This window comes from Ruegeria sp. CG1, assembly GCF_056537265.1.
Genome location: NZ_JBQFRF010000005.1, coordinates 170,396 through 189,263, shown reverse-complemented (window position 1 = coordinate 189,263; position 18,868 = coordinate 170,396). Strand labels below are relative to the sequence as shown.

At 57.9% G+C, this 18,868-nt stretch carries 25 protein-coding genes; 16 read left to right on the top strand and 9 right to left on the bottom strand.

Annotation, left to right across the window (positions count from 1 at the left end; all coding sequences use genetic code 11):
- Window positions 1–110 precede the first annotated feature (110 nt).
- The 4 genes from ACR0AU_RS15795 (at window position 111) to ACR0AU_RS15780 (ending at window position 2,976) form a co-directional block, all read left to right on the top strand.
- The gene (locus ACR0AU_RS15795) at window positions 111–1,253 is read left to right on the top strand and encodes a Hint domain-containing protein (RefSeq protein ID WP_170733231.1); all 1,143 of its coding nucleotides are present in this window, start codon (window positions 111–113) and stop codon (window positions 1,251–1,253) included.
- 169 nt (window positions 1,254–1,422) lie between these two features.
- Complete coding sequence (gene rpmB / locus ACR0AU_RS15790; protein WP_008756960.1) at window positions 1,423–1,710, top strand: 50S ribosomal protein L28; 288 nt, start codon at window positions 1,423–1,425, stop codon at window positions 1,708–1,710.
- Between the two features lie 405 nt (window positions 1,711–2,115).
- Window positions 2,116–2,466 (top strand): glycosyltransferase family protein, encoded by a 351-nt coding sequence (locus ACR0AU_RS15785; RefSeq protein ID WP_170733230.1) that lies wholly within the window; start codon window positions 2,116–2,118, stop codon window positions 2,464–2,466.
- Between the two features lie 45 nt (window positions 2,467–2,511).
- Window positions 2,512–2,976, top strand: a complete 465-nt coding sequence (locus tag ACR0AU_RS15780; protein WP_170397208.1) for a copper chaperone PCu(A)C — start codon at window positions 2,512–2,514, stop codon at window positions 2,974–2,976.
- A gap of 68 nt (window positions 2,977–3,044) precedes the next feature.
- On the opposite strand, the gene ACR0AU_RS15775 is transcribed toward ACR0AU_RS15780, so the two are convergent.
- Both ACR0AU_RS15775 and ACR0AU_RS15770 read right to left on the bottom strand, forming a co-directional pair.
- On the bottom strand, window positions 3,045–3,653 hold the full coding sequence (locus tag ACR0AU_RS15775; protein ID WP_170397206.1) for an HdeD family acid-resistance protein: 609 nt from the start codon (window positions 3,651–3,653) through the stop codon (window positions 3,045–3,047).
- 61 nt (window positions 3,654–3,714) lie between these two features.
- Window positions 3,715–4,413, bottom strand: coding sequence for an NAD-dependent deacylase (locus ACR0AU_RS15770; protein WP_480795929.1), 699 nt, complete (start codon window positions 4,411–4,413; stop codon window positions 3,715–3,717).
- Between the two features lie 27 nt (window positions 4,414–4,440).
- On the opposite strand from ACR0AU_RS15770, the gene ACR0AU_RS15765 reads away from it, so the two are divergent.
- The gene (locus ACR0AU_RS15765; protein WP_170511306.1) at window positions 4,441–4,890 is read left to right on the top strand and encodes a low molecular weight protein-tyrosine-phosphatase; all 450 of its coding nucleotides are present in this window, start codon (window positions 4,441–4,443) and stop codon (window positions 4,888–4,890) included.
- Between the two features lie 420 nt (window positions 4,891–5,310).
- Window positions 5,311–6,114, top strand: coding sequence for an FkbM family methyltransferase (locus ACR0AU_RS15760; protein WP_170404176.1), 804 nt, complete (start codon window positions 5,311–5,313; stop codon window positions 6,112–6,114).
- 106 nt (window positions 6,115–6,220) lie between these two features.
- On the opposite strand, the gene ACR0AU_RS15755 is transcribed toward ACR0AU_RS15760, so the two are convergent.
- Together ACR0AU_RS15755 and ACR0AU_RS15750 are read right to left on the bottom strand one after the other, a co-directional pair.
- Entirely contained in the window at window positions 6,221–7,162 is a 942-nt protein-coding gene (locus ACR0AU_RS15755) for a LysR family transcriptional regulator (RefSeq protein ID WP_170733334.1), read from the bottom strand.
- Between the two features lie 65 nt (window positions 7,163–7,227).
- Window positions 7,228–7,536 (bottom strand): hypothetical protein, encoded by a 309-nt coding sequence (locus ACR0AU_RS15750; protein ID WP_170404173.1) that lies wholly within the window; start codon window positions 7,534–7,536, stop codon window positions 7,228–7,230.
- Between the two features lie 176 nt (window positions 7,537–7,712).
- On the opposite strand from ACR0AU_RS15750, the gene ACR0AU_RS15745 reads away from it, so the two are divergent.
- Window positions 7,713–8,336: an RNA ligase family protein gene (locus ACR0AU_RS15745; RefSeq protein WP_170733227.1), complete on the top strand. Its 624-nt coding sequence runs from the start codon at window positions 7,713–7,715 to the stop codon at window positions 8,334–8,336.
- Between the two features lie 87 nt (window positions 8,337–8,423).
- The gene (gene lepA, locus ACR0AU_RS15740; protein ID WP_480795928.1) at window positions 8,424–10,223 is read left to right on the top strand and encodes a translation elongation factor 4; all 1,800 of its coding nucleotides are present in this window, start codon (window positions 8,424–8,426) and stop codon (window positions 10,221–10,223) included.
- A 28-nt stretch (window positions 10,224–10,251) separates the two neighbouring features.
- Here lepA and ACR0AU_RS15735 read toward each other — a convergent pair whose 3' ends face one another.
- On the bottom strand, window positions 10,252–11,199 hold the full coding sequence (locus ACR0AU_RS15735) for an aldo/keto reductase (protein ID WP_480795927.1): 948 nt from the start codon (window positions 11,197–11,199) through the stop codon (window positions 10,252–10,254).
- 187 nt (window positions 11,200–11,386) lie between these two features.
- Between ACR0AU_RS15735 and ACR0AU_RS15730 the strand changes: the two genes are divergently transcribed.
- Together ACR0AU_RS15730 and ACR0AU_RS15725 are read left to right on the top strand one after the other, a co-directional pair.
- The gene (locus ACR0AU_RS15730; RefSeq protein ID WP_170424197.1) at window positions 11,387–11,707 is read left to right on the top strand and encodes a hypothetical protein; all 321 of its coding nucleotides are present in this window, start codon (window positions 11,387–11,389) and stop codon (window positions 11,705–11,707) included.
- Window positions 11,708–11,837: 130 nt separating this feature from the next.
- A complete protein-coding gene (locus ACR0AU_RS15725) occupies window positions 11,838–12,287 on the top strand; it encodes a hypothetical protein (protein WP_170404170.1) in 450 nt (149 codons plus the stop codon).
- Between the two features lie 82 nt (window positions 12,288–12,369).
- Here the strand turns inward: ACR0AU_RS15725 and ACR0AU_RS15720 are convergent, their stop codons facing one another.
- The 3 genes from ACR0AU_RS15720 to ACR0AU_RS15710 form a co-directional block, all read right to left on the bottom strand.
- Window positions 12,370–12,798 carry a type II toxin-antitoxin system Phd/YefM family antitoxin gene (locus tag ACR0AU_RS15720; protein ID WP_170397191.1) on the bottom strand — a complete coding sequence of 143 codons (429 nt, stop codon included), beginning with the start codon at window positions 12,796–12,798 and terminating at the stop codon, window positions 12,370–12,372.
- Between the two features lie 828 nt (window positions 12,799–13,626).
- A complete protein-coding gene (locus ACR0AU_RS15715) occupies window positions 13,627–13,764 on the bottom strand; it encodes an entericidin A/B family lipoprotein (protein WP_010443271.1) in 138 nt (45 codons plus the stop codon).
- A gap of 99 nt (window positions 13,765–13,863) precedes the next feature.
- Window positions 13,864–14,205: an ArsR/SmtB family transcription factor gene (locus tag ACR0AU_RS15710; protein WP_170397190.1), complete on the bottom strand. Its 342-nt coding sequence runs from the start codon at window positions 14,203–14,205 to the stop codon at window positions 13,864–13,866.
- 309 nt (window positions 14,206–14,514) lie between these two features.
- Between ACR0AU_RS15710 and ACR0AU_RS15705 the strand changes: the two genes are divergently transcribed.
- The 6 genes from ACR0AU_RS15705 (at window position 14,515) to ACR0AU_RS15680 (ending at window position 18,256) form a co-directional block, all read left to right on the top strand.
- Window positions 14,515–15,147, top strand: a complete 633-nt coding sequence (locus ACR0AU_RS15705) for an ATP-dependent Clp protease proteolytic subunit (RefSeq protein ID WP_039970058.1) — start codon at window positions 14,515–14,517, stop codon at window positions 15,145–15,147.
- A gap of 136 nt (window positions 15,148–15,283) precedes the next feature.
- On the top strand, window positions 15,284–16,549 hold the full coding sequence (gene clpX, locus ACR0AU_RS15700; protein ID WP_170397188.1) for an ATP-dependent Clp protease ATP-binding subunit ClpX: 1,266 nt from the start codon (window positions 15,284–15,286) through the stop codon (window positions 16,547–16,549).
- 62 nt (window positions 16,550–16,611) lie between these two features.
- On the top strand, window positions 16,612–16,974 hold the full coding sequence (locus ACR0AU_RS15695; RefSeq protein ID WP_170397754.1) for a RidA family protein: 363 nt from the start codon (window positions 16,612–16,614) through the stop codon (window positions 16,972–16,974).
- Window positions 16,975–17,053: 79 nt separating this feature from the next.
- Complete coding sequence (locus ACR0AU_RS15690) at window positions 17,054–17,437, top strand: NADH:ubiquinone oxidoreductase subunit NDUFA12 (RefSeq protein ID WP_170597023.1); 384 nt, start codon at window positions 17,054–17,056, stop codon at window positions 17,435–17,437.
- Window positions 17,438–17,447: 10 nt separating this feature from the next.
- Window positions 17,448–17,900, top strand: coding sequence for an outer membrane lipid asymmetry maintenance protein MlaD (gene mlaD / locus ACR0AU_RS15685; RefSeq protein WP_170597024.1), 453 nt, complete (start codon window positions 17,448–17,450; stop codon window positions 17,898–17,900).
- On the top strand, window positions 17,897–18,256 hold the full coding sequence (locus tag ACR0AU_RS15680; protein WP_170397184.1) for a DUF2155 domain-containing protein: 360 nt from the start codon (window positions 17,897–17,899) through the stop codon (window positions 18,254–18,256). Before mlaD ends, ACR0AU_RS15680 begins: the two co-directional genes overlap by 4 nt.
- On the opposite strand, the gene aat is transcribed toward ACR0AU_RS15680, so the two are convergent.
- The gene (gene aat / locus ACR0AU_RS15675; protein ID WP_170733223.1) at window positions 18,220–18,852 is read right to left on the bottom strand and encodes a leucyl/phenylalanyl-tRNA--protein transferase; all 633 of its coding nucleotides are present in this window, start codon (window positions 18,850–18,852) and stop codon (window positions 18,220–18,222) included. The genes ACR0AU_RS15680 and aat overlap by 37 nt on opposite strands.
- Between the last annotated feature and the right edge of the window lie 16 nt (window positions 18,853–18,868).

Here is an 18,868-nt window from a genome sequence, read left to right as displayed (position 1 = left end):
TACATATATTGTTGTGTTTGAGTGTAAGTCACTGCGTTTGAACCGGGTTGAGAAAGGGCTTGGTCAGCTCGGATCGTGCCCGGATTCTCCGAGGAACGGGACACGTCAGAATGCCCAATATCAATGGTACCAACGGCGACGACGATATCGATGTCACAAATGACAACGGTACTCTGAACGGAAACCCGGCGACGCCTCCGGTGACCGGTATCCGCGGCCGTGGCGGCGATGACGATATCACCATCACCAATAGCACCATTGCCAACAATGTCCTGGGCAATGCAGGCACCGACACGATCATTGTCACCAACAGTACGGTTGGCGGGCGCATCGCTAGCGGGTCCGATGCGGATACGGTTGATATCAGCGGGTCAACCGTCGGCGATATCCGGCTTGGTGCCGGTAATGACACGCTGAATTTCACCAGCACCACGGTGTCGGGTGACATTCGCGGCGGCAGCGGAACCGACACGCTGAACCTCCCTGAGGGCACTGTTATCACGGATGATACTTTCGGGGTGATTACGGTCGAAGACGGGGTTGGTTATTCAGTCTCTAGCGGCACATTTACCCTGCCTTCAGGCATCACCGTCACGTATTCAGCGTTCGAGAACGGGTCGGGTATGCCCTGTTTCACGCGCGATACATTGATCACGACACAGGATGGGCGATCCCTGATCCAGTCGTTGCGCACTGGTGATCTGGTCCACACTCTTGGGCAGGGCCTACACCCGATCCGTTGGATCGGGCGGCGCGAATTTGATCGCTTCCAGCTTGAAGCCAACCCCAGACTCTGGCCTGTGCGTATCCTTGCAGGGGCATTGGGCGAGGGGCTGCCGCATCGCGATCTGCTGGTCTCGCGCCAGCATCGGATGCTGGCGCACTCAAAGATCGCCCAACGCATGTTCGGCACGACCGAGGTTCTGATTCCGGCCATCAAACTCACCGCAATGCCGGATATCTACGTTGATGAAAGCGTGGAAAGCGTCGAGTATTACCACCTGCTGTTCGACCGCCATCAGGTGATCTTTGCCGAGGATGCGCCAACCGAAAGCCTCTATACCGGCCCCGAAGCGCTGAAAATGCTGAGCGCCGCGTCGCGTCGCGAGATATTCGAGATTTTTCCCGAACTGACAGACCTTGACTATCGCGCCGACCCGGCCCGCATGATCCCCGGCGGGCGGCTGCAAGCGCAGTTGATCACGCGGCATTTGAAGAATAATAAGCCACTGTTGCGGATGCCTCGGATCTGAACTGCCAAGGAATTCAAGAAGGGGCAAAGATTTCGCCGCAGCCGTCTTGACCCTCCGCGCGATTCCCACTAAACGCATCCAACCAGTTTTCGGGCGCGACTTCGGGTTGCGCCCCTTGTGATTTGGCCGCGGGTCTTGTACCCGGCCTCCAGAAACAAAGGAAGAAACCATGTCGCGCCGTTGCGAACTGACCGGAAAAGGCCCGATGACTGGCAACAATGTCAGCCACGCCAAAAACAGAACTCGTCGCCGTTTTCTGCCCAACCTGAACGACGTTACCCTGCAGTCGGAAACTCTGGGTCGTGGCGTCAAGCTGCGCATCTCGGCAGCTGCCCTGCGCTCGGTCGACCACCGCGGTGGTCTGGACGCGTTCCTGGCCAAAGCCAAGGATGACGAGCTGTCGGCGAACGCCCTGAAAGTGAAGAAAGAAATCGCCAAGGCACAAGCCTCGGCCTAAGCGCTTTCTCACGCAAGAATTCAGCCCTGCACCCTGCGGTGTGGGGCTTTTCTTTTTTGCATTCGCTGCCCCTGTGCGAATAATTGTCTCTGAAATGGTAATAAAACGCCCCGCTTCGTGACGTTGTTCACAGAACGCCTGCTGAATATCGCATATGTTTATGCATATTCATGTTGAGGGGGTTACCATGTCACTCAAAGCAAAGAATTTTCTGTTTTTACTGCCACGATCAATTGCAAAAGCTGTGATCCGCTGCACCCGGATGCAGCGCCGGGTAAACCGACTGCATACGGGGATGAATGCCGAGGCGTTCAGGCCGCCGAAAAGCTGAGCTAGGCCATACTGTCTCAGCCACTGCTTTGCGCTTGAAGCCGGTTCAGCGGGCGGCGTATATACCAAGCTGACATGACAGGCTTTTTCCGCACATTTCTGCCTTATGCGCTGTCCTTGATGGTGATCCTTACCGGGCAGGGACTGGCCGTGTCGCGGGGTATGGAGCGCGCGGTCGGGCAGATGGTTTTGTGCACCGGCAGCGGGCCGGTCGTCGTCTATATGGACGAAGACGGCCAACCGACCCGCGCACCGCAATACTGCCCTGACTACGCGCTCAACCTGCTGGGCGCGATCCATGAAGCCTCGGTTGCCGTACCTCCGGCCCCGCCGCGCGCGCTCCCCGCGCCGTCGCTCCTTTCCCAGCATCTGATTGCCGCGCCGCTGCCGCGACACCCAGCTCGTGCCCCGCCGGTTTCTGCCTGATTCCAGTTTCCAAACTCTATCAGACAGTTACCAAGGAGAGGCATAATGACCCTCAAATCCAGCCTGCTTGCAGTCCTGACTACCTTTTCGCTGACCGGTGCGGCGCTGGCTGCCGATACCATCTCGGTCGAAGACCCTTATGCACGGTCTTCGGGCAAAACCGCGAAGGCGGGTGCCGCCTTCATGATGATCCAGAATCAAGGCGATACCGATGACCGCCTGATCGGCGTGACCTCGGATGCGGCTGCCCGAGTGGAACTGCACACTCATAAGGTTGACGAAAACGGTGTCGCCAAGATGGTGCATGTGAAGGAAGGCTTCGCCATTCCGGCGGGCGAAACCCACATGCTGAAACGCGGCGGTGATCACGTCATGTTCATGGGCCTGACAGCGCCCTTCGAACAGGGAGGGAGCGTTCCCGTCACACTGATCTTCGAAAACGCCGGAGAGGTCGCGGTCGAGATCCCGGTCGATCTTGAGCGCCAGGACAAAGGCGGCCATTCGAACTAACGCCTGTCTTCAGGCTGTGGTACAGCCATCATCCATACGTCAGGCCGGGCAATGCCCGGCCTGTTGCGTCATCTGTTGACGGTTTTCATCTCCAATCGATCGCCCGCTTTTTTGAACCGTGCCGCCAGAAAGAACATCACCACCGCCGAGGTCAGCGCGAAGAAGGCAATTGCCCAGCCCAACGCCACCATGCCGCTGCCGGGCCAGAAGATCAGCACCAGCCCGACGATGAGTGCGAAGATACCTGAATTACGCACCGTTGCGCGCTCGGGGTCTTGTGGATGCATTTGCGGCAGCGCCATGAACGAGCCGATCGCAACGAACAGCGCCATCGCCCCCATGAGGGTGAACGCCAGCCAGGCCACGCCCTGTGGCCAGATCAGCAACACCAATCCGATCAGCGCGGCACCGATACCGACGCCTCCGATCAGCCCGCGCCGCCCAAAACCCAGCCAGGTCAGCGCGCCATCCAGAATCAGCAGCGCCCCTACCAATCGCAGCAGTAATGAGATGCTGCTGGTCGGCCAGAACAGCGCTGCAATCCCGATCAGACCCGCGAGAATTCCACGCAGCAGAAAGGTCCACCACAGGCTGGCCAGATTGGTACTTAACGTATCGCGCGCGTCGATACTGCTGTCGTCAAGGATTTCTCCGTCTTTGGGCGGTAGATCGGTCATGTCACTCACTCGGGTTTGCGTTTTCTGCACCATAGACGGGAAGACGCGCCGCTGTCTGCCCCTATCGCGTGCTGCCTCGCGCCAACAGCTCTTCGACCCAGCGCGGTACTGCCTCTGAGGCTGGCCCCAGCCGGGTTTCATCAAAAATTCCGGCGGATGGCTCAAGGTTCAATTCGATCGTCCGCGCGCCCACGGCCCGCGCCTCTTGTACAAACCCTGCCGCCGGATAAACCTGCCCTGAGGTGCCGATCGAGGCGAACAGCGATGCTTCCATCAGATGGTCGTAGATCTCATCCATGAAATATGTCATCTCGCCGAACCATACCACGTCGGGCCGGGCCGAGGGCTGGTGACAGGACGGGCAGGGCTCACCCACATCCATTTCGGGTGGCGAAGCCCAACGATATCCGCACGCCGCACACAAAGCCCCAGCCAAGGTGCCATGCATATGGATCACATGCGCGGCCCCTCCTGCCTCGTGCAGGCTGTCGACATTCTGGGTGACAAGGATCACCTCTCCAGGCCAGCCCTGCTGCAGCCGGGCCAGCGCCTGATGCGCCGCGTTGGGCTGCGCCTTGGCGGCCTGTACTCGGCGGGCATTGTAAAACTGATGCACCAGCGACGGATTGCGGGCAAAGCCCTCGGGCGTGGCCACATCCTCGATCCGGTGCTGCGCCCACAGGCCCCCTTCATCGCGGAACGTGCCCAACCCGCTTTCGGCGGAAATCCCGGCCCCGGTCAGAATGACGATCTTTTCCATACCTGCCCCACGCGCTAAACCTCTCTTATGTCACACCGTATCCTTTTCGTCTGCCTGGGCAATATCTGCCGGTCCCCCGCCGCCGAGGGTGCTTTTCGCGCCCGCGCCCCGCATCACCAGACCGACAGCGCCGGAACCTCGGGCTGGCATATCGGAGACCCGCCCTACGGCCCAATGCAAAAGGCCGCCCGCGCGCGTGATATCGACCTCAGCGACCTACGCGCGCGCCAGTTCGTGGCCGAGGATTTCAACCACTTCGACCTGATCATCGGAATGGACGCAGAAAACATCGCGAACATCGAAGATTTGCGCCCGGACGGCAACGACACCCCGGTCCGCCTGTTGACCGATTTCGCCCCCCATACCGGTGCCGACCATGTGCCTGACCCGTACTACACCCGGGATTTCGACGGCGTTCTGGACCTGATCGAACAGGCCGTGGCGGGGCTGGATGCGCATGTACGGGCTCAGTGGTAGTTTTGCCTTGCGTATTCAATCAATCCAGAGCGACAGCATGTTTGAGCCCAAAACCAACGTTTATTTGGCCTCCGCAGGCTGCATCGCAATCAGCGACAGGGGTCAAACCATCCGCCTTCTAAGCGCATACCCTTGTGCCTATGCAGATAGTCGCATTAAGTGCATGGAATAGTATTCCGATCCCCAATGGTCATTTGATGGAATGATACAAATTCCTGATGCACGCACGAGGCTGTCATCAGCACACATAAATCTCCAAGCTCCAAGAGCGACTGCAGCCAGCTAATCCAAATGAGTTAGACATATGATCACAGGCACGTTTAACCAGCTGAATACCCCAAAGGTTAGTGACAAAAAATGAACGACGAGCGCGCGCTGTTCCTGCACGAAATTCTGTCACCGGAAAGGCTAACGCGAGTGGTGGATGTGGGTGCCAATCCTCTTGGCGCTACCCCATATTCAACCCTCCTGAAGAACCGCATATGCGATGTCTGGGGTTTCGAACCACAGCAAGATGCATTTGCACGGCTCTCTGAAGAGGGAGGAGAAAATGAAACCTATCTTCCTTATGCGATCGGCAGAGGAGGAAGTGAGCGCCTTCATGTTTGCAAGGGAAGCGGCTTCACTTCGCTATTCGAGCCCAACCCCGACTTCATCAGAGTTATGGGAAGGTGGCCCAGGCAAATGCGGGTCGAAGAAGTTGTGCCAATAACCACCCATCGGCTGGACGACCTGAAAGAGCTGCCAGAGTTCGATCTGCTGAAGATTGACGTGCAGGGCGGAGAATTGGACGTATTCAGGAATGCGCGCGAAAAACTCAAGAATGCGGTTGCTGTGATATCCGAAATCGCAATGGTGCCGCTTTACAAAGGTCAGCCACTGCTTGACTCACAAATGAGCGAGTTGTCTGCGCAGGGATTTCATTTCCACAAGTTTCTTTTTCTAAAATCGATGGCGGTCAAGACCCGTGCCTCGTCCCGCCTGAAGATGCGCGCTATGCGCAATCAGGCCATCGATGGCGACGCCGTGTTCCTGAAAAGGTTCTTCGCACTGGAGGACTCACCGACAGAAAGCTTGAAACATCTTGCGATCCTGGCGGACGCAGTGTTTCAAAGCCCCGATGTCGCACTTATGGCTCTGGAAGTGCTGGCTGATCGCGACGTTGTCAAAGAGGCTGAACTGGACGCCTACGAGGCGTTAGTAGAAGCTGAATTCAGCAGGTAAGAACAGCCTTTATTCCGGACATACTAACGCTCATTAAACGTCTTTTGGTTTGCAGGACGGATCACGCATGGCTCAAATAAAAGAGCCTGGATGCTCACTTTCCGGTTCACCCCACCACCTTCAACTGACCAGCTAACCACGGCAATTGCGCAATCGCTGGATCAACGATCTGGCTGCGCATCAGGCGTCGGATCATGTCGGCCACCTCCTGCGGTACCTGATCGGACCAGTCGGTCCGTGTAAACAAGGAAATGGTGCGCGCGAATTCACCGAACGGGGCAGGGTGCGCCTCCATCCCGTCGTGGAAGCGGGCGGCGCGCATATAGCCCAGCGGCGTGGTAATCGCCCAGCCGAGGCCGCGCGCAACCATCGCCATCAGCGCGAGGTGTGAGCCGATTTCGAACCGTTCCTCGAACTCCAGCTGCTGCCGGGCCAGATGGCTTTCGATCTGACGGCTGATCAACTGCTCGCGGGCATAGCGCAGAAAGGGCAGATCCTGCACTGGTTGCGCAACGCTCTTAGGCGCGACCAGAATGAACGGATCCTGCACCAGCGGATATTCGACCACGCCCTCCAGCACCTCGCCAGAATGGGCCGAGACCGCCATGTGCAGGCGCTGCGCTTCCAGCTCGGCAAACAGGTCCAGGCTGGGCAGCGTGATCAGCTTGAATTTCGACCGGGTCAGACTGTCGGCCAGCAACGTCGCCAATCGCGGCGTCAGGTCGTTGTCGAAATCGTCGATCAAGCCGATGGACAGGGTGGTCAGATGCCCCAGATCCATCACCGCCAGTTCGCCTTGCGCCATCTGCAACTCGGCCAGCACTGCCTCGGCCCGCGCCAGGAAACTGCGGCCGGCCTGCGTCAGTCGCATCGGTCGCCGCCCGTGATCCACCAGATCGGTGCCCAAAGCCTTTTCCAGATTGCGCAACTGCTGGGACACCGAGGGCTGGCTGAGCCCCGTGATCTCGGCCGCCTGCGCTACCGATCCGGTCCGCGCCAGCGCCTCGAACACCTCAAGGCCCCGCAGGGTCAGCCCTTTCATCACCATCGCACATACCTTTCGCTGCGCCATTTCTGAGGCGCAGCAGGCATCAGGTCAAGGATTGACAGGGCTCAGTTGCAGATCGCTTGCGCCATCTGGCCAAAGTTCTGATACCGATCCCACAGCGCATCATCGCGCGCGGTCTGCGACATCTTCAACTCCTGCGCCTGATGCGGGTTGGTGAACCACTTGGCGACGGTCTTCTGATCACTACGCGTCAGCGCCTGATCCGCCACGCGCTGAATACACCGGCACCGCGCCCGCGTCGCTGCCTCACGGTCAGATGCCAGACACGCCCGCTTGATCTGCGCCGCGTCCACCGTGTGGGCCACCGACGTCAGCGATGCCGCACAAAATGCGATTAAGAGGAACTGTTTCATACTCGAGCCTCGTTTTTTGCCTGCCCGGACGGGTCTTATGCCCCTCTCGGTCTGCGGCGGAGTATGAATCAAAGTGGATTCGGGATCAATTGGGTGGTTCGAAAAAGTGATTGCACGCGGCTGGGATGTCGCGTTTTCTGGCCAGACATTGTTTAAATCTCTTTCATGAGACCACTATGCTTAAGAAATACGGGCGCACGTTCCATCTGCCGGAGTCTCCCGGGGCCACCAGCGATGATAAGATCATGTCCAGCGTTGATAAACTGGCTTCGGCTGATGAGGTCGTCTTCACCGAAAAACTGGACGGTGAGAATACAACGATTCATAGTCAGGGCTGCCACCCTCGCAGTATTGACGCGCGATATCACCCGTCCCGAGATTGGATGAAGGCCTTCGCTACCGGAATTTCGCCACAGCTTGACGAAGATGAGCGCATAGTCGGTGAATATCTGTTTGCGCGCCACTCGATAGCGTACTCGGCGTTGCCGACTTATTTCCTGGGCTTCGCCTGGATCAAGGCAATGCGCGTGCAATCGTGGGACGCGACGCTTTCACGCTTTCTCGAGCTGGGGATTACTGCCGTTCCCGAACTCTATCGCGGACGGTTCTCTGTTAAGGTTGTGGCAGATGTGATCGCGGGCCTGGATCTGGATACTCAGGAGGGTTTTGTCGTTCGCACAACTGCAGCGTTTAACGAAGAAGACATGCCCACTCACCTCGCGAAATACGTGCGCGAGGGTCACGTGCAAAGTGATACGCATTGGATGAACGCGGAGTTGGTCAAAAACAGGTTGCTCTGAACGGTCAGAGGCCTCGCAATCAAAGGGTTTCGCTGGGGCTTCGTCCCACCTTGACCACAGCCCATTTCCGACGCATATCCCCAACCCATGACAGACCTCGCTCATATCCGCAATTTCTCCATCGTCGCGCATATCGACCATGGCAAATCCACCCTTGCTGACCGGCTCATCCAAGAGACCGGAACGGTTAAGGATCGCGACATGAAGGAACAGCTGCTCGACAGCATGGATATCGAGCGCGAGCGTGGCATCACCATCAAGGCCAACACGGTTCGCATCGACTATACCGCCGACAACGGCGAAGCATACGTGCTGAACCTGATCGACACCCCCGGCCACGTGGACTTTGCCTATGAGGTCAGCCGGTCCATGCGCGCGGTCGAGGGCTCACTGCTGGTCGTGGACTCGACCCAAGGGGTTGAGGCTCAGACGCTGGCGAATGTCTATCAGGCCATCGACGCCGATCATGAGATCGTGCCGGTGCTCAACAAGATCGACCTGCCCGCGTCCGATTGTGACCGCGTGGCCGAACAGATCGAGGATGTGATCGGCATCGAAGCGACCGATGCCATTCAGGTCAGTGCCAAGACGGGGCAGGGCATTCACGAAACGCTTGAGGCAATCGTGCAGCAACTGCCCGCGCCGCAGGGCAATCTGGATGCGCCGCTCAAGGCGATGCTGGTGGATTCGTGGTACGACGCCTATCTCGGCGTCATTGTTCTGGTCCGCATCATGGACGGCACGCTGAAAAAGGGCATGCGGGTCAAGTTCATGTCGAACAACACCCTGCACCACGTCGACCGCGTTGGCGTCTTCCGCCCCGAGATGGAGATGGTCGACAGCCTCGGCCCCGGTGAGATCGGCTTCCTCACCGCTTCGATCAAACAGGTCCGCGACACCCGCGTTGGTGACACCATCACCAATGACCGCAACGGCACTGAAGAGGCCCTGACGGGATTCAAACCCGCGCAGCCGGTGGTGTTCTGTGGCCTCTTCCCCGTCGACAGTTCCGAGTTCGAAGACCTGCGCGATGCGATCGACAAGCTGGCGCTGAACGACGCCAGCTTCAGCTTTGAAATGGAGACCTCGGCCGCGCTTGGCTTTGGCTTCCGCTGCGGCTTCCTCGGCCTTCTGCACCTAGAGGTCATCCGCGACCGCATCGAACGCGAATATGATATCGAGCTCATCACCACCGCGCCGTCGGTGATCTATCACGTCTACATGAAAGACGGCGAGATGATCGAGCTGCACAACCCCGCCGACATGCCCGATCCGTCCAAGGTCGACCATATCGAGGAGCCGCGCATCAAGGCGACCATTCTGGTGCCGGATGAATACCTCGGCGACGTGCTGAAACTCTGCCAAGACCGCCGTGGCATCCAGCTGGACCTGACATATGCGGGCACCCGCGCCATGGTCGTCTATGACCTGCCGCTGAACGAGGTCGTCTTTGACTTCTACGACCGCCTGAAATCGGTGACCAAGGGCTATGCCTCGTTCGACTACCAGATGACCGGCTACACCGAGGACAATCTGGTCAAGATGTCGGTGCTGGTGAATGACGAACCGGTCGACGCGCTGTCGACCATGGTTCACCGCGACCGGGCCGAGATGCGGGGCCGTGCAATGTGCGAAAAGCTCAAGGACCTGATCCCGCGCCACATGTTCAAAATCCCGATCCAGGCCGCCATCGGAGGCAAGGTCATCGCCCGCGAGACCCTCTCGGCCTTGCGCAAGGACGTGACCGCCAAATGCTACGGAGGCGACGCCACGCGGAAACGCAAACTGCTGGACAAGCAGAAGGCGGGTAAGAAAAAGATGCGCCAGTTCGGGAAGGTCGATATCCCGCAGGAGGCGTTTATTTCAGCGTTGAAGATGGACAGCTAAAGCTGTCCTTCCTCTCCGTTGATCGGTTCTATACGGCCTCAGGATCAGCGTCACTCTGACCAAGTTCCGCGAGTTCACTCCAAACCGCTCTTGGGATATCCCAATCCGCCCATTCGAGTGTTTGTCTCATATGCTGTGGCCAAGTCACTCCACACACCGTTGACGCAATTTTTGCGTCCCGCATCGAGAATTGCAGCGCTAAGGCGCCTAAGGGCACGTCATAGCGGGCACAGATTTCCTCAACCGCGCGCACGGGTGCGAGCGTTTCTTCTGTTGCTGGCCGATAGACGTAGAAATGATGGATTGCGCTGCCTCTGGCCAAGATTCCGCCGGCGTAAGGCGCTGCGTTCAATACCGTAACGTCCTTCGAGTTGGCCAGTTCGATCAGCGGCGCCGCATTTATGTTTACAAGCGTGTGCCGGTTGTGAGTCATCACCACGTCGAAATCCCGTTCGCGCAGCATTGGCATCAACACATCCAACTGCCCGCCCGCCAGACCAACTGCAGTTGCCAATCCTTCCTCTTTAATTTTGAATAATTCGTCCAGCGCACCTCCGCTGCGGGTAATCTCAGTTACGTCACCAGCGTATTCCGGGTCGTGCAGATGAAGGATGTCCACGCGATCTACCTCAAGAGCCTTGAGGCTTTGTTCAAAGGACCGCCGCGCTTGGGCGGCGTCGAAAACATTCGTTTCCATGTCACGGTCTACTTTTGTGGACAGAACGCGGCCTTTCGGCCAGCCACCGAGTTCACGGATGACACTCCCGATGCGCTCCTCGCTACGCCCCAACGCATAGCCTCGGGCGGTGTCGATAAACCCGTCGGGCCGGGCAAGTATGGCACGTATGGTCTCGCGCGCCCTATTCTCATCAACTTCGTAACCGTAAATCTGTGGAATGTTGCCTATACCGGTTGATCCAAAGCCAATTCGTGGGATTCGCACTCCGGTTTGACCTATTTCGCAAAGTGTTGTCATTGCACCCCTCCCCAGTCGCATATGAATAATTGAATTTTGAACAGGTCGACCCATCACTGCAAGTTCGGGGGCAAAAAAACACAAGAAGAAAAGCGAGAATGGAACCTGAAACTGTGACCCACCTCACAGCCCTAAATCAGCCCATCTGCTACAGTTGACCTAACGGCAACCTTTGCAGGAGGCCCTTATGTCTACATCGCTTGTTCCCCTTATCGCTTTTGGATCAGCAGGCCTTTATTCCGTTGCCATGATCGCGATGAAGTTCTGGTGGAAAATCCCCGGTATCGGCCTCAGCCTGCTGATCGTCGCAACCCTGCTGGCCGGGGCCACGCTCGAACTCGCCGCCCTGCGCGAGGAACGGCTGGGCATCATCTATACCGGCATTCTTGGGGCCGAGGTTGTTCTGATCGCCATCGCCTCATTCTTTCTGTTCGGCGAGAACTTCTCGTATCGCGAGGCGGCAGGTATCGGTCTGGTCATCCTCGGCACCGCGCTGGCCTGGGCCTGACGCAAACATTACCGGTTCATGAAGTTTCCCTTAGGTAAGTTGTAACCGGCGCACCTCCGCCCAATCTGTATGCCACAGCAAGGATGTTCGCTTTTGAACTCCAAAGGGTCGCTTTCAGGAGGAGATCCCCATGACCAGATATATGACCGCCGGAGCCGCCGCTCTGGCCACGTCCCTCGCCCTCGGAACCGCAGCACTGGCCGATACCACACCGGATCTGCGCGGCACGTGGTTGGGAAGTTATACGACCGTGCAGCCCAGCCATTATTACAAGGGGGATCAGCCCCGCTTTAATCAGGCCGAATGGATGCTCGACGTCCAGATGCAGGAAGACAATGTCTTCTGGGGCCCCAGCAAATGGCGCCGTGAGGGCGACACTGAATGGAATGAATACGAGGCCACCGGAACCATCAGCCTCGATGGGTCTGGCTCGATCGGCATCGTTGAAACTTCCCCGCTGGTGATTGGCGCCAATGCGTTGATCGATGCGCGGTACGAGGATGGCAAGATCTTTGCCGATTTCCGTAGCCTGCGGAACGGAACGACCTACAGCACAGTTCTGGAACGTCAGGTGAACTGAAGCGTTTCCGGCCCGATCGGATGTTAAAGGGGGTTAATGCCGCTGAGATTTGTGACTGCGGCAGGAGTAGTAGGTACCCCGGTCAGGTCGGAGCGCTTCTCATAAACAACAGTCTCCACAGGGAGGCGACGGGCCGGGCGGCGATCTCGCCGCCCGCGACAGGGTCCAGACCCCCGCGTTTGAGAATGCGGCGTTCCTCGGCACGGGTCATCTGGATCTCGCGGACCTTCAGCGCGGCGTCGCGCGCGGTGAGGTAAGAACCGTCCGGCCCAGGTTCCATCCCCGGAATACCACGCCCCTTCGACCACCACCCGCGCACCCCGCTGAGCGGGTGTTTGCGTCCGATGGTGTCATCATCCATTAACTCCCAAATCCGCTGCGCCTCGTTCATCGACACCAGTGCGGCGATCGGTTTGCCATAACGGGTCAGCACGATCACTTGCCGGGGGTCTTGCGACAAGGTGGCCAGTTCGCCCAAACGGGCGCGAGCTTGAGAAATGGTCAGGCGCATAGACGAATCTCCGGTTGTACGATTCGAAAGATTGGGGGCTTGAGTGTTGTACAACTCGGACAATACCCCCCTAATTCAGCGCGCGGGACCTTCGCAGGTGCAGAAACCAAGCGAATTCTGGCCCGAGATCCATATTTGACTTTTTCCATCCCCAAGCCTGCGCGATGACGCGAATTCTCGGGTTATCCACATGGCTCTCCCGGCGGATATCAACAGCTTATCCCCGTCTAATTTTTATGCTGCAGTGCTATTTTCTTGCCGGATCATGACGCTGATGTAACAGTCTGGTTACTGCTTCTGATCTTCGGAACAGGGGCGGGACGCAAGGGCCAAGGGGGCCACGGCAGCTAAGGCGGATTTTAGGATTTGTTTTTAGTTGCAATGGCTTACCGGTGGTGGAGCAGGTGGTCTGGGCTTCGGTTCGGGTTAGATGCTCAGCCTCTCAGAAGGTCCGTGCGGACTGCGACGCGACATAGCGCGTGTGGCAGTGGCCAAAGTCCCTTCGGGGGCCGAGGCAACTGGACCGAGAAGCCCCTCGGGCGGAACGGACCGGCAAGGCGTCAGGAGTGTCCGCAAGGATGCATGCAAAGACCGCGTCTGAGCACCTGACGCCTTTTCCTTTTTGAGAACCCAAGGTTCATACAGGCTATCACGCACCACCCTCCGGACCAGAACGGGGTTCTTTCGCTTGCGCAAAAGAACCCCGTCAAAGTGTCAGAAATGCAATGCCGCGTCTATGCACCTGTACCGGCACACTACTCGGGTTGAGTCGGTGTGGCAACTACATATTGCGGGTAAGCGTTGCCTGAACGCAACATCCCGTCACGATCAGATGTTTTCCTGCACGTCCTCGGCCGCGTTCTGGATGGCATCTCCGGCGTTTTCGATATCTTTGCCAGCGCCCTTTGCGGTTTCGCATGCGGTCAAGGTGAACAGGGCCAGGCCAATCAGAATTGCGCGGATCATCGGTTGCTCCATAAGTGCTTGTTTCGAATTGACTAGCAGCTTTCCCGGGCCATAGCTACAGGTTTTGCATGGCCGATTTCGAAGGGCTAAATACTAGGCTCAGGTCGCATCCTGAGCGCAAAACAGTTCGTACACCACTTCCAGTATTCGGGCTGGTCGATCATCTGCCAGCCGGTAATATATCGCCTTGCCTTCGCGACGAGGAACAACCAGCCCCTCAAGTCTGAGCCGCGACAGTTGCTGAGAAACGGCGGCTTGGCGGGCCGATAGCAATTGTTCCAGTTCAGTAACGGATTTCTCGCCCGAGACGAGGTGACACAGGATCATCAAACGCCCTTCGTGGCTTATGGCTTTCAGAAAGTTCGATGCGCGCGTCGCGTTTTCAACCATCCGGTCAAGGTCGCCGGGTGACATATCCTCGGTCATTTGCGGAAAAGCCATGATCGTATTCCCTCGTTAGTGCCGCCGAATCCCGGCGCCTGACCGGCGCCGCATCCGCAGCGAGAACTCTTGGTACAATTTCCAGGCATGTATTTCCATATGCATGGATCAAAATAGCGTGATGTAACCAGCACGTTTCCGCGCAATCCGTCAACCGACCTGTAGCGGCGTGTGCATTCGGGTCGTGCAGGTAGACGGAATTCGTGGGAACGTTCGGCCCCCCTTGCAGCCCCCCTGTGGCGGCACTAAGACTCGGGTAACTACTCTTCGGGTAATGTCCCGATCCATCGCAAAACAGGCAGGTTCCGAATGTTCGATCCAGTTGATACATATATGAACACACTCGTCCCCATGGTCGTCGAGCAGACCAGCCGGGGCGAGCGCGCATACGACATCTTCTCGCGCCTTCTGAAAGAGCGGATCATTTTCATCAACGGCCCCATCCATGACGGTATGAGCCATTTGGTGGTCGCTCAGCTGCTGCACCTTGAGGCGGAAAATCCGAACAAGGAAATCTCGATCTACATCAACTCTCCCGGTGGCGTGGTCACCAGTGGTTTGTCGATTTACGACACAATGCAGTATATCAAGCCGAAATGTTCCACATTGGTGATCGGTCAGGCGGCGTCGATGGGTTCGGTTCTGCTGGCCGGGGGCGAGAAGGGGATGCGCTTTTCGCTGCCTAACAGCCGGATCATGGTGCACCAGCCCAGCGGCGGTTATCAGGGCCAGGCGAGCGACATCATGATCCACGCGGCCGAGACGCAAAAGCTGAAAGATCGCCTGTATGACATCTATGTGCGCCATACCGGGCAGACCAAAAAGGCGGTTGAAAAGGCGCTGGATCGTGACAATTTCATGAGCCCGGAAGAGGCCAAGGATTGGGGCCATATCGACGAGATCGTCGAGAACCGCGCCAAGATGGATGGTGACGAGGCCTAGGTTCAAATCCGCGCGCGTCCGGCGTGAGGGATGATTTTGAGATTGTAGCTGCCAGAACGCTGGCCTAAGCTGCAGGCATATACGGCAAGCGCGGCCCTTGAGAGGGGCCGCTGAGACGGAGCCCGAGGGGTAAAGCATGGCGACGAATTCAGGCGGTGACGGCAAGAACACGCTCTATTGCAGCTTTTGCGGCAAAAGCCAGCATGAGGTGCGTAAGCTGATCGCAGGCCCGACCGTGTTCATCTGCGATGAGTGTGTCGAGCTGTGCATGGATATCATTCGCGAGGAAACCAAGGCCAGCGGTCTGAAATCCTCGGACGGTGTGCCAACACCCAAGGATATCTGCGAAGTGCTGGATGACTATGTGATCGGTCAGGCCACCGCCAAGCGGGTGCTGTCGGTTGCGGTACATAACCACTACAAGCGTCTCAATCATGCCCAGAAAGCGGGCAGCGATATAGAACTGGCAAAATCCAACATCTTGCTGATTGGCCCCACCGGCTGCGGCAAAACCCTGCTGGCGCAAACGCTGGCGCGGATTCTTGACGTGCCGTTTACGATGGCGGACGCGACCACGCTTACCGAAGCCGGTTATGTGGGTGAAGATGTTGAAAACATCATCCTCAAACTGTTGCAGGCCAGCGAATACAATGTCGAACGCGCACAGCGCGGCATCGTCTATATTGACGAGGTCGATAAGATCACCCGCAAGTCTGAAAACCCTTCGATCACCCGCGATGTATCGGGCGAGGGCGTTCAGCAGGCCCTGCTGAAACTGATGGAAGGCACCGTGGCCAGCGTTCCGCCGCAGGGTGGGCGCAAACATCCGCAGCAGGAATTCCTGCAGGTGGATACCACGAACATCCTGTTCATCTGTGGCGGTGCATTCGCCGGACTAGACAAGATCATTGCACAGCGTGGCAAAGGCTCGGCCATGGGCTTTGGTGCCGACGTGCGTGACAATGACGAGCGCGGCGTGGGCGAGATCTTCAAGGATCTGGAACCCGAAGACCTGCTGAAATTTGGCCTGATCCCCGAATTCGTCGGCCGTCTGCCGGTTCTGGCGACGCTGGAAGATCTGGACGAAGACGCTTTGGTCACCATCCTGACCAGCCCGAAGAACGCTCTGGTCAAGCAATACCAGCGGTTGTTTGAGTTGGAAGATGCGGAACTGGCCTTTACCGATGATGCGCTGAAGGCGATCGCCAAGAAAGCGATCGAGCGTAAAACCGGTGCACGTGGTCTGCGTTCTATTCTGGAAGACATCCTGCTGGATACAATGTTCGAACTGCCAGGCATGAAGAACGTGACCGAAGTTGTGGTCAACGAAGAGGCTGTGACGTCGGACTCTCAGCCATTGATCATCTACGCAGACGCGGCGGAATCGGCTTCGGCGGGTTGAACCGCATAGATCAATGCACACACGGCGCGGCAATGTCCGCGCCGTTTTCGTTTGAGGACACGATGACAGTAAGACGTATCTCTTCGGGTGGTGAGTTTGAAGCCAAGGTTGGCTATTGCCGCGCGGTTGTCGCGGGTGGTTGGGTTCATGTTGCGGGAACTGTTGGGCAAGGTGAAACGGTCGTGGAGCAATGCCGCTCGGCGCTGTCTATCATCGAAAACGCGCTGGCCGAGGCGGGTGCTTCATTCTCTGATGTCGTGCGCATCACTTATATGCTGCCGGATCGAACCGAATTTGAACCTTGCTGGCCCATTCTGGCCGAAACCTTTGGTGCGAACCCTCCTGCAGCGACGATGATCGAATGCGGATTGATCGATCCGAAATACCGGATTGAAATTGAAGTCACCGCTATCCTGCCGGAATGACGCAGGTAGCGCTGGCAGTACTGGACCTTAGCGTGCCTTTGGTCCATATCTTCGGGGACAGAAATGCCGGAGGCAGCCGATGGGAATCCTAAACAGTCTTTTGCGGGCCGTGACCTGGTGGAACGGGGCCACCCTGAACACGCAGTTCTACACTGCGCGCAAGGGGATCAAGGTCGGTGAGGACGACGAGGGCAACGTGTTCTATCGCAATGCTGACGACAGCAAGCGCTGGGTGATTTTCAATGGCGAAGCCGAGGCCAGCCGGATCGATCCCGATTGGCATGGCTGGCTGCACCGCACATGGGATGAACCGCCAACCGATAAACCTCTGGCGCACAAGTCCTGGGAAAAACCGCATCAGGAGAATCTGACCGGCACCGTGCTGGCCTATGCACCTGCCGGTTCTCTGCGTCGTGCCGATCCGGTTGAACGTAGCGATTACGAGGCGTGGAGCCCGGAATAAGCGAGGCCAGATGTCTAATCATACGAAGACCGAAGTTATCGTCGGCGGTGCCGTGCTGGCCTGCGCCATTGCGTTCGGTGTTTACGCCAGCCAATCCACAGGCCTGTCTCAATCCGGCGCAGGATACGAGCTGGGCGCGTCTTTCCGCTCGCTCGAAGGTGTGGGCGTCGGCACGGATGTACGCCTTGCCGGGGTCAAGATCGGGACGGTGACTGGCGTTACGCTAAACTCTGATACGTACCGCGCGGACACCCGATTTTCCGTGGCAGATGGTGTTCTTATTCCAGACGATAGCGCCGCTGTGATTTCTTCCGAAGGCTTGCTGGGTGGCAACTTTGTTGAGGTTATGCCGGGCGGTTCCCCGTTCTATTTTGAGGCGGGTGATGAGATTACCGATACGCAAGGCGCGGTCAGCCTGATCTCGTTGCTGGTCAAATTCGTGGCCGGGGACGGAAGCGAATGATCCGCGCTGCACTGGTGGCTCTGATAGTCACCGCAACCGGAGCTGCTGCGCAGCAAAAGGTCGAATCCGGCCCCGGCGCCATGTTGCGCGGGTTGGACAAGGTCAGCGGGCAGACGGTGGACATCGAAATGCAGAACGGCGAGACCACGTCGGTCTTTGGTCTGGATGTCGCGCTGGGTGATTGTCGCTATCCAGCCGAAAACCCGACAGGTGACGCCTTTGCCTATTTGACTATCTGGGAACAGGGCAAGGCGCAGCAGCTGTTTGATGGCTGGATGATTGCGACCTCACCCGCGCTGAACGCGTTGGATCACGCCCGCTACGATGTCTGGGTGATCCGTTGTATCACACCCTGAGGGGTCTGCTGCAGATCAGCGGTGAAATCTGCTTTCAGGTCAAGCGCTTGTTTCAATTCGCTATGATAAACCGCACGCGGGATCTCGATCGCGCCTAACGAGGCCAGATGCGCCGTCAGAAACTGCGTATCGAACAGCGTGAACCCGGTTTGGCGCAGTCGATCCACCAGATAGGCAAGTGCAATCTTCGATGCGTCCGTGCGACGCGAGAACATGCTTTCGCCAAAAAAGGCCGCGCCGAGGACTACGCCGTAAACGCCGCCAATCAGTGAAGCGCCGTCCCAGACTTCGAGGGAATGCGCGCGGCCGGTCCGGTTTAGTTCCTGATACAGACGGCGCAGTTCGGGATTGATCCAGGTATCCGATCGGTCGGCGCAGCCATCCACGACGCCCGCAAAATCGCGATTGATGCTTACCGAAAACCCACAGGTCCGGATACGCCGCGCTAGGCTGCGGGAGATGTGGAACCCATCCAGAGGGAACACGCCGCGAAACTTCGGGTCGACCCAGAACAACTCGGGGTCGTCGCGATGCTCGGCCATCGGAAAAATGCCGATGGAATAGCCATGGAGCAGAAGTTCAGGGGAAAGGCTCATGCCGGGTGCCTCGGGG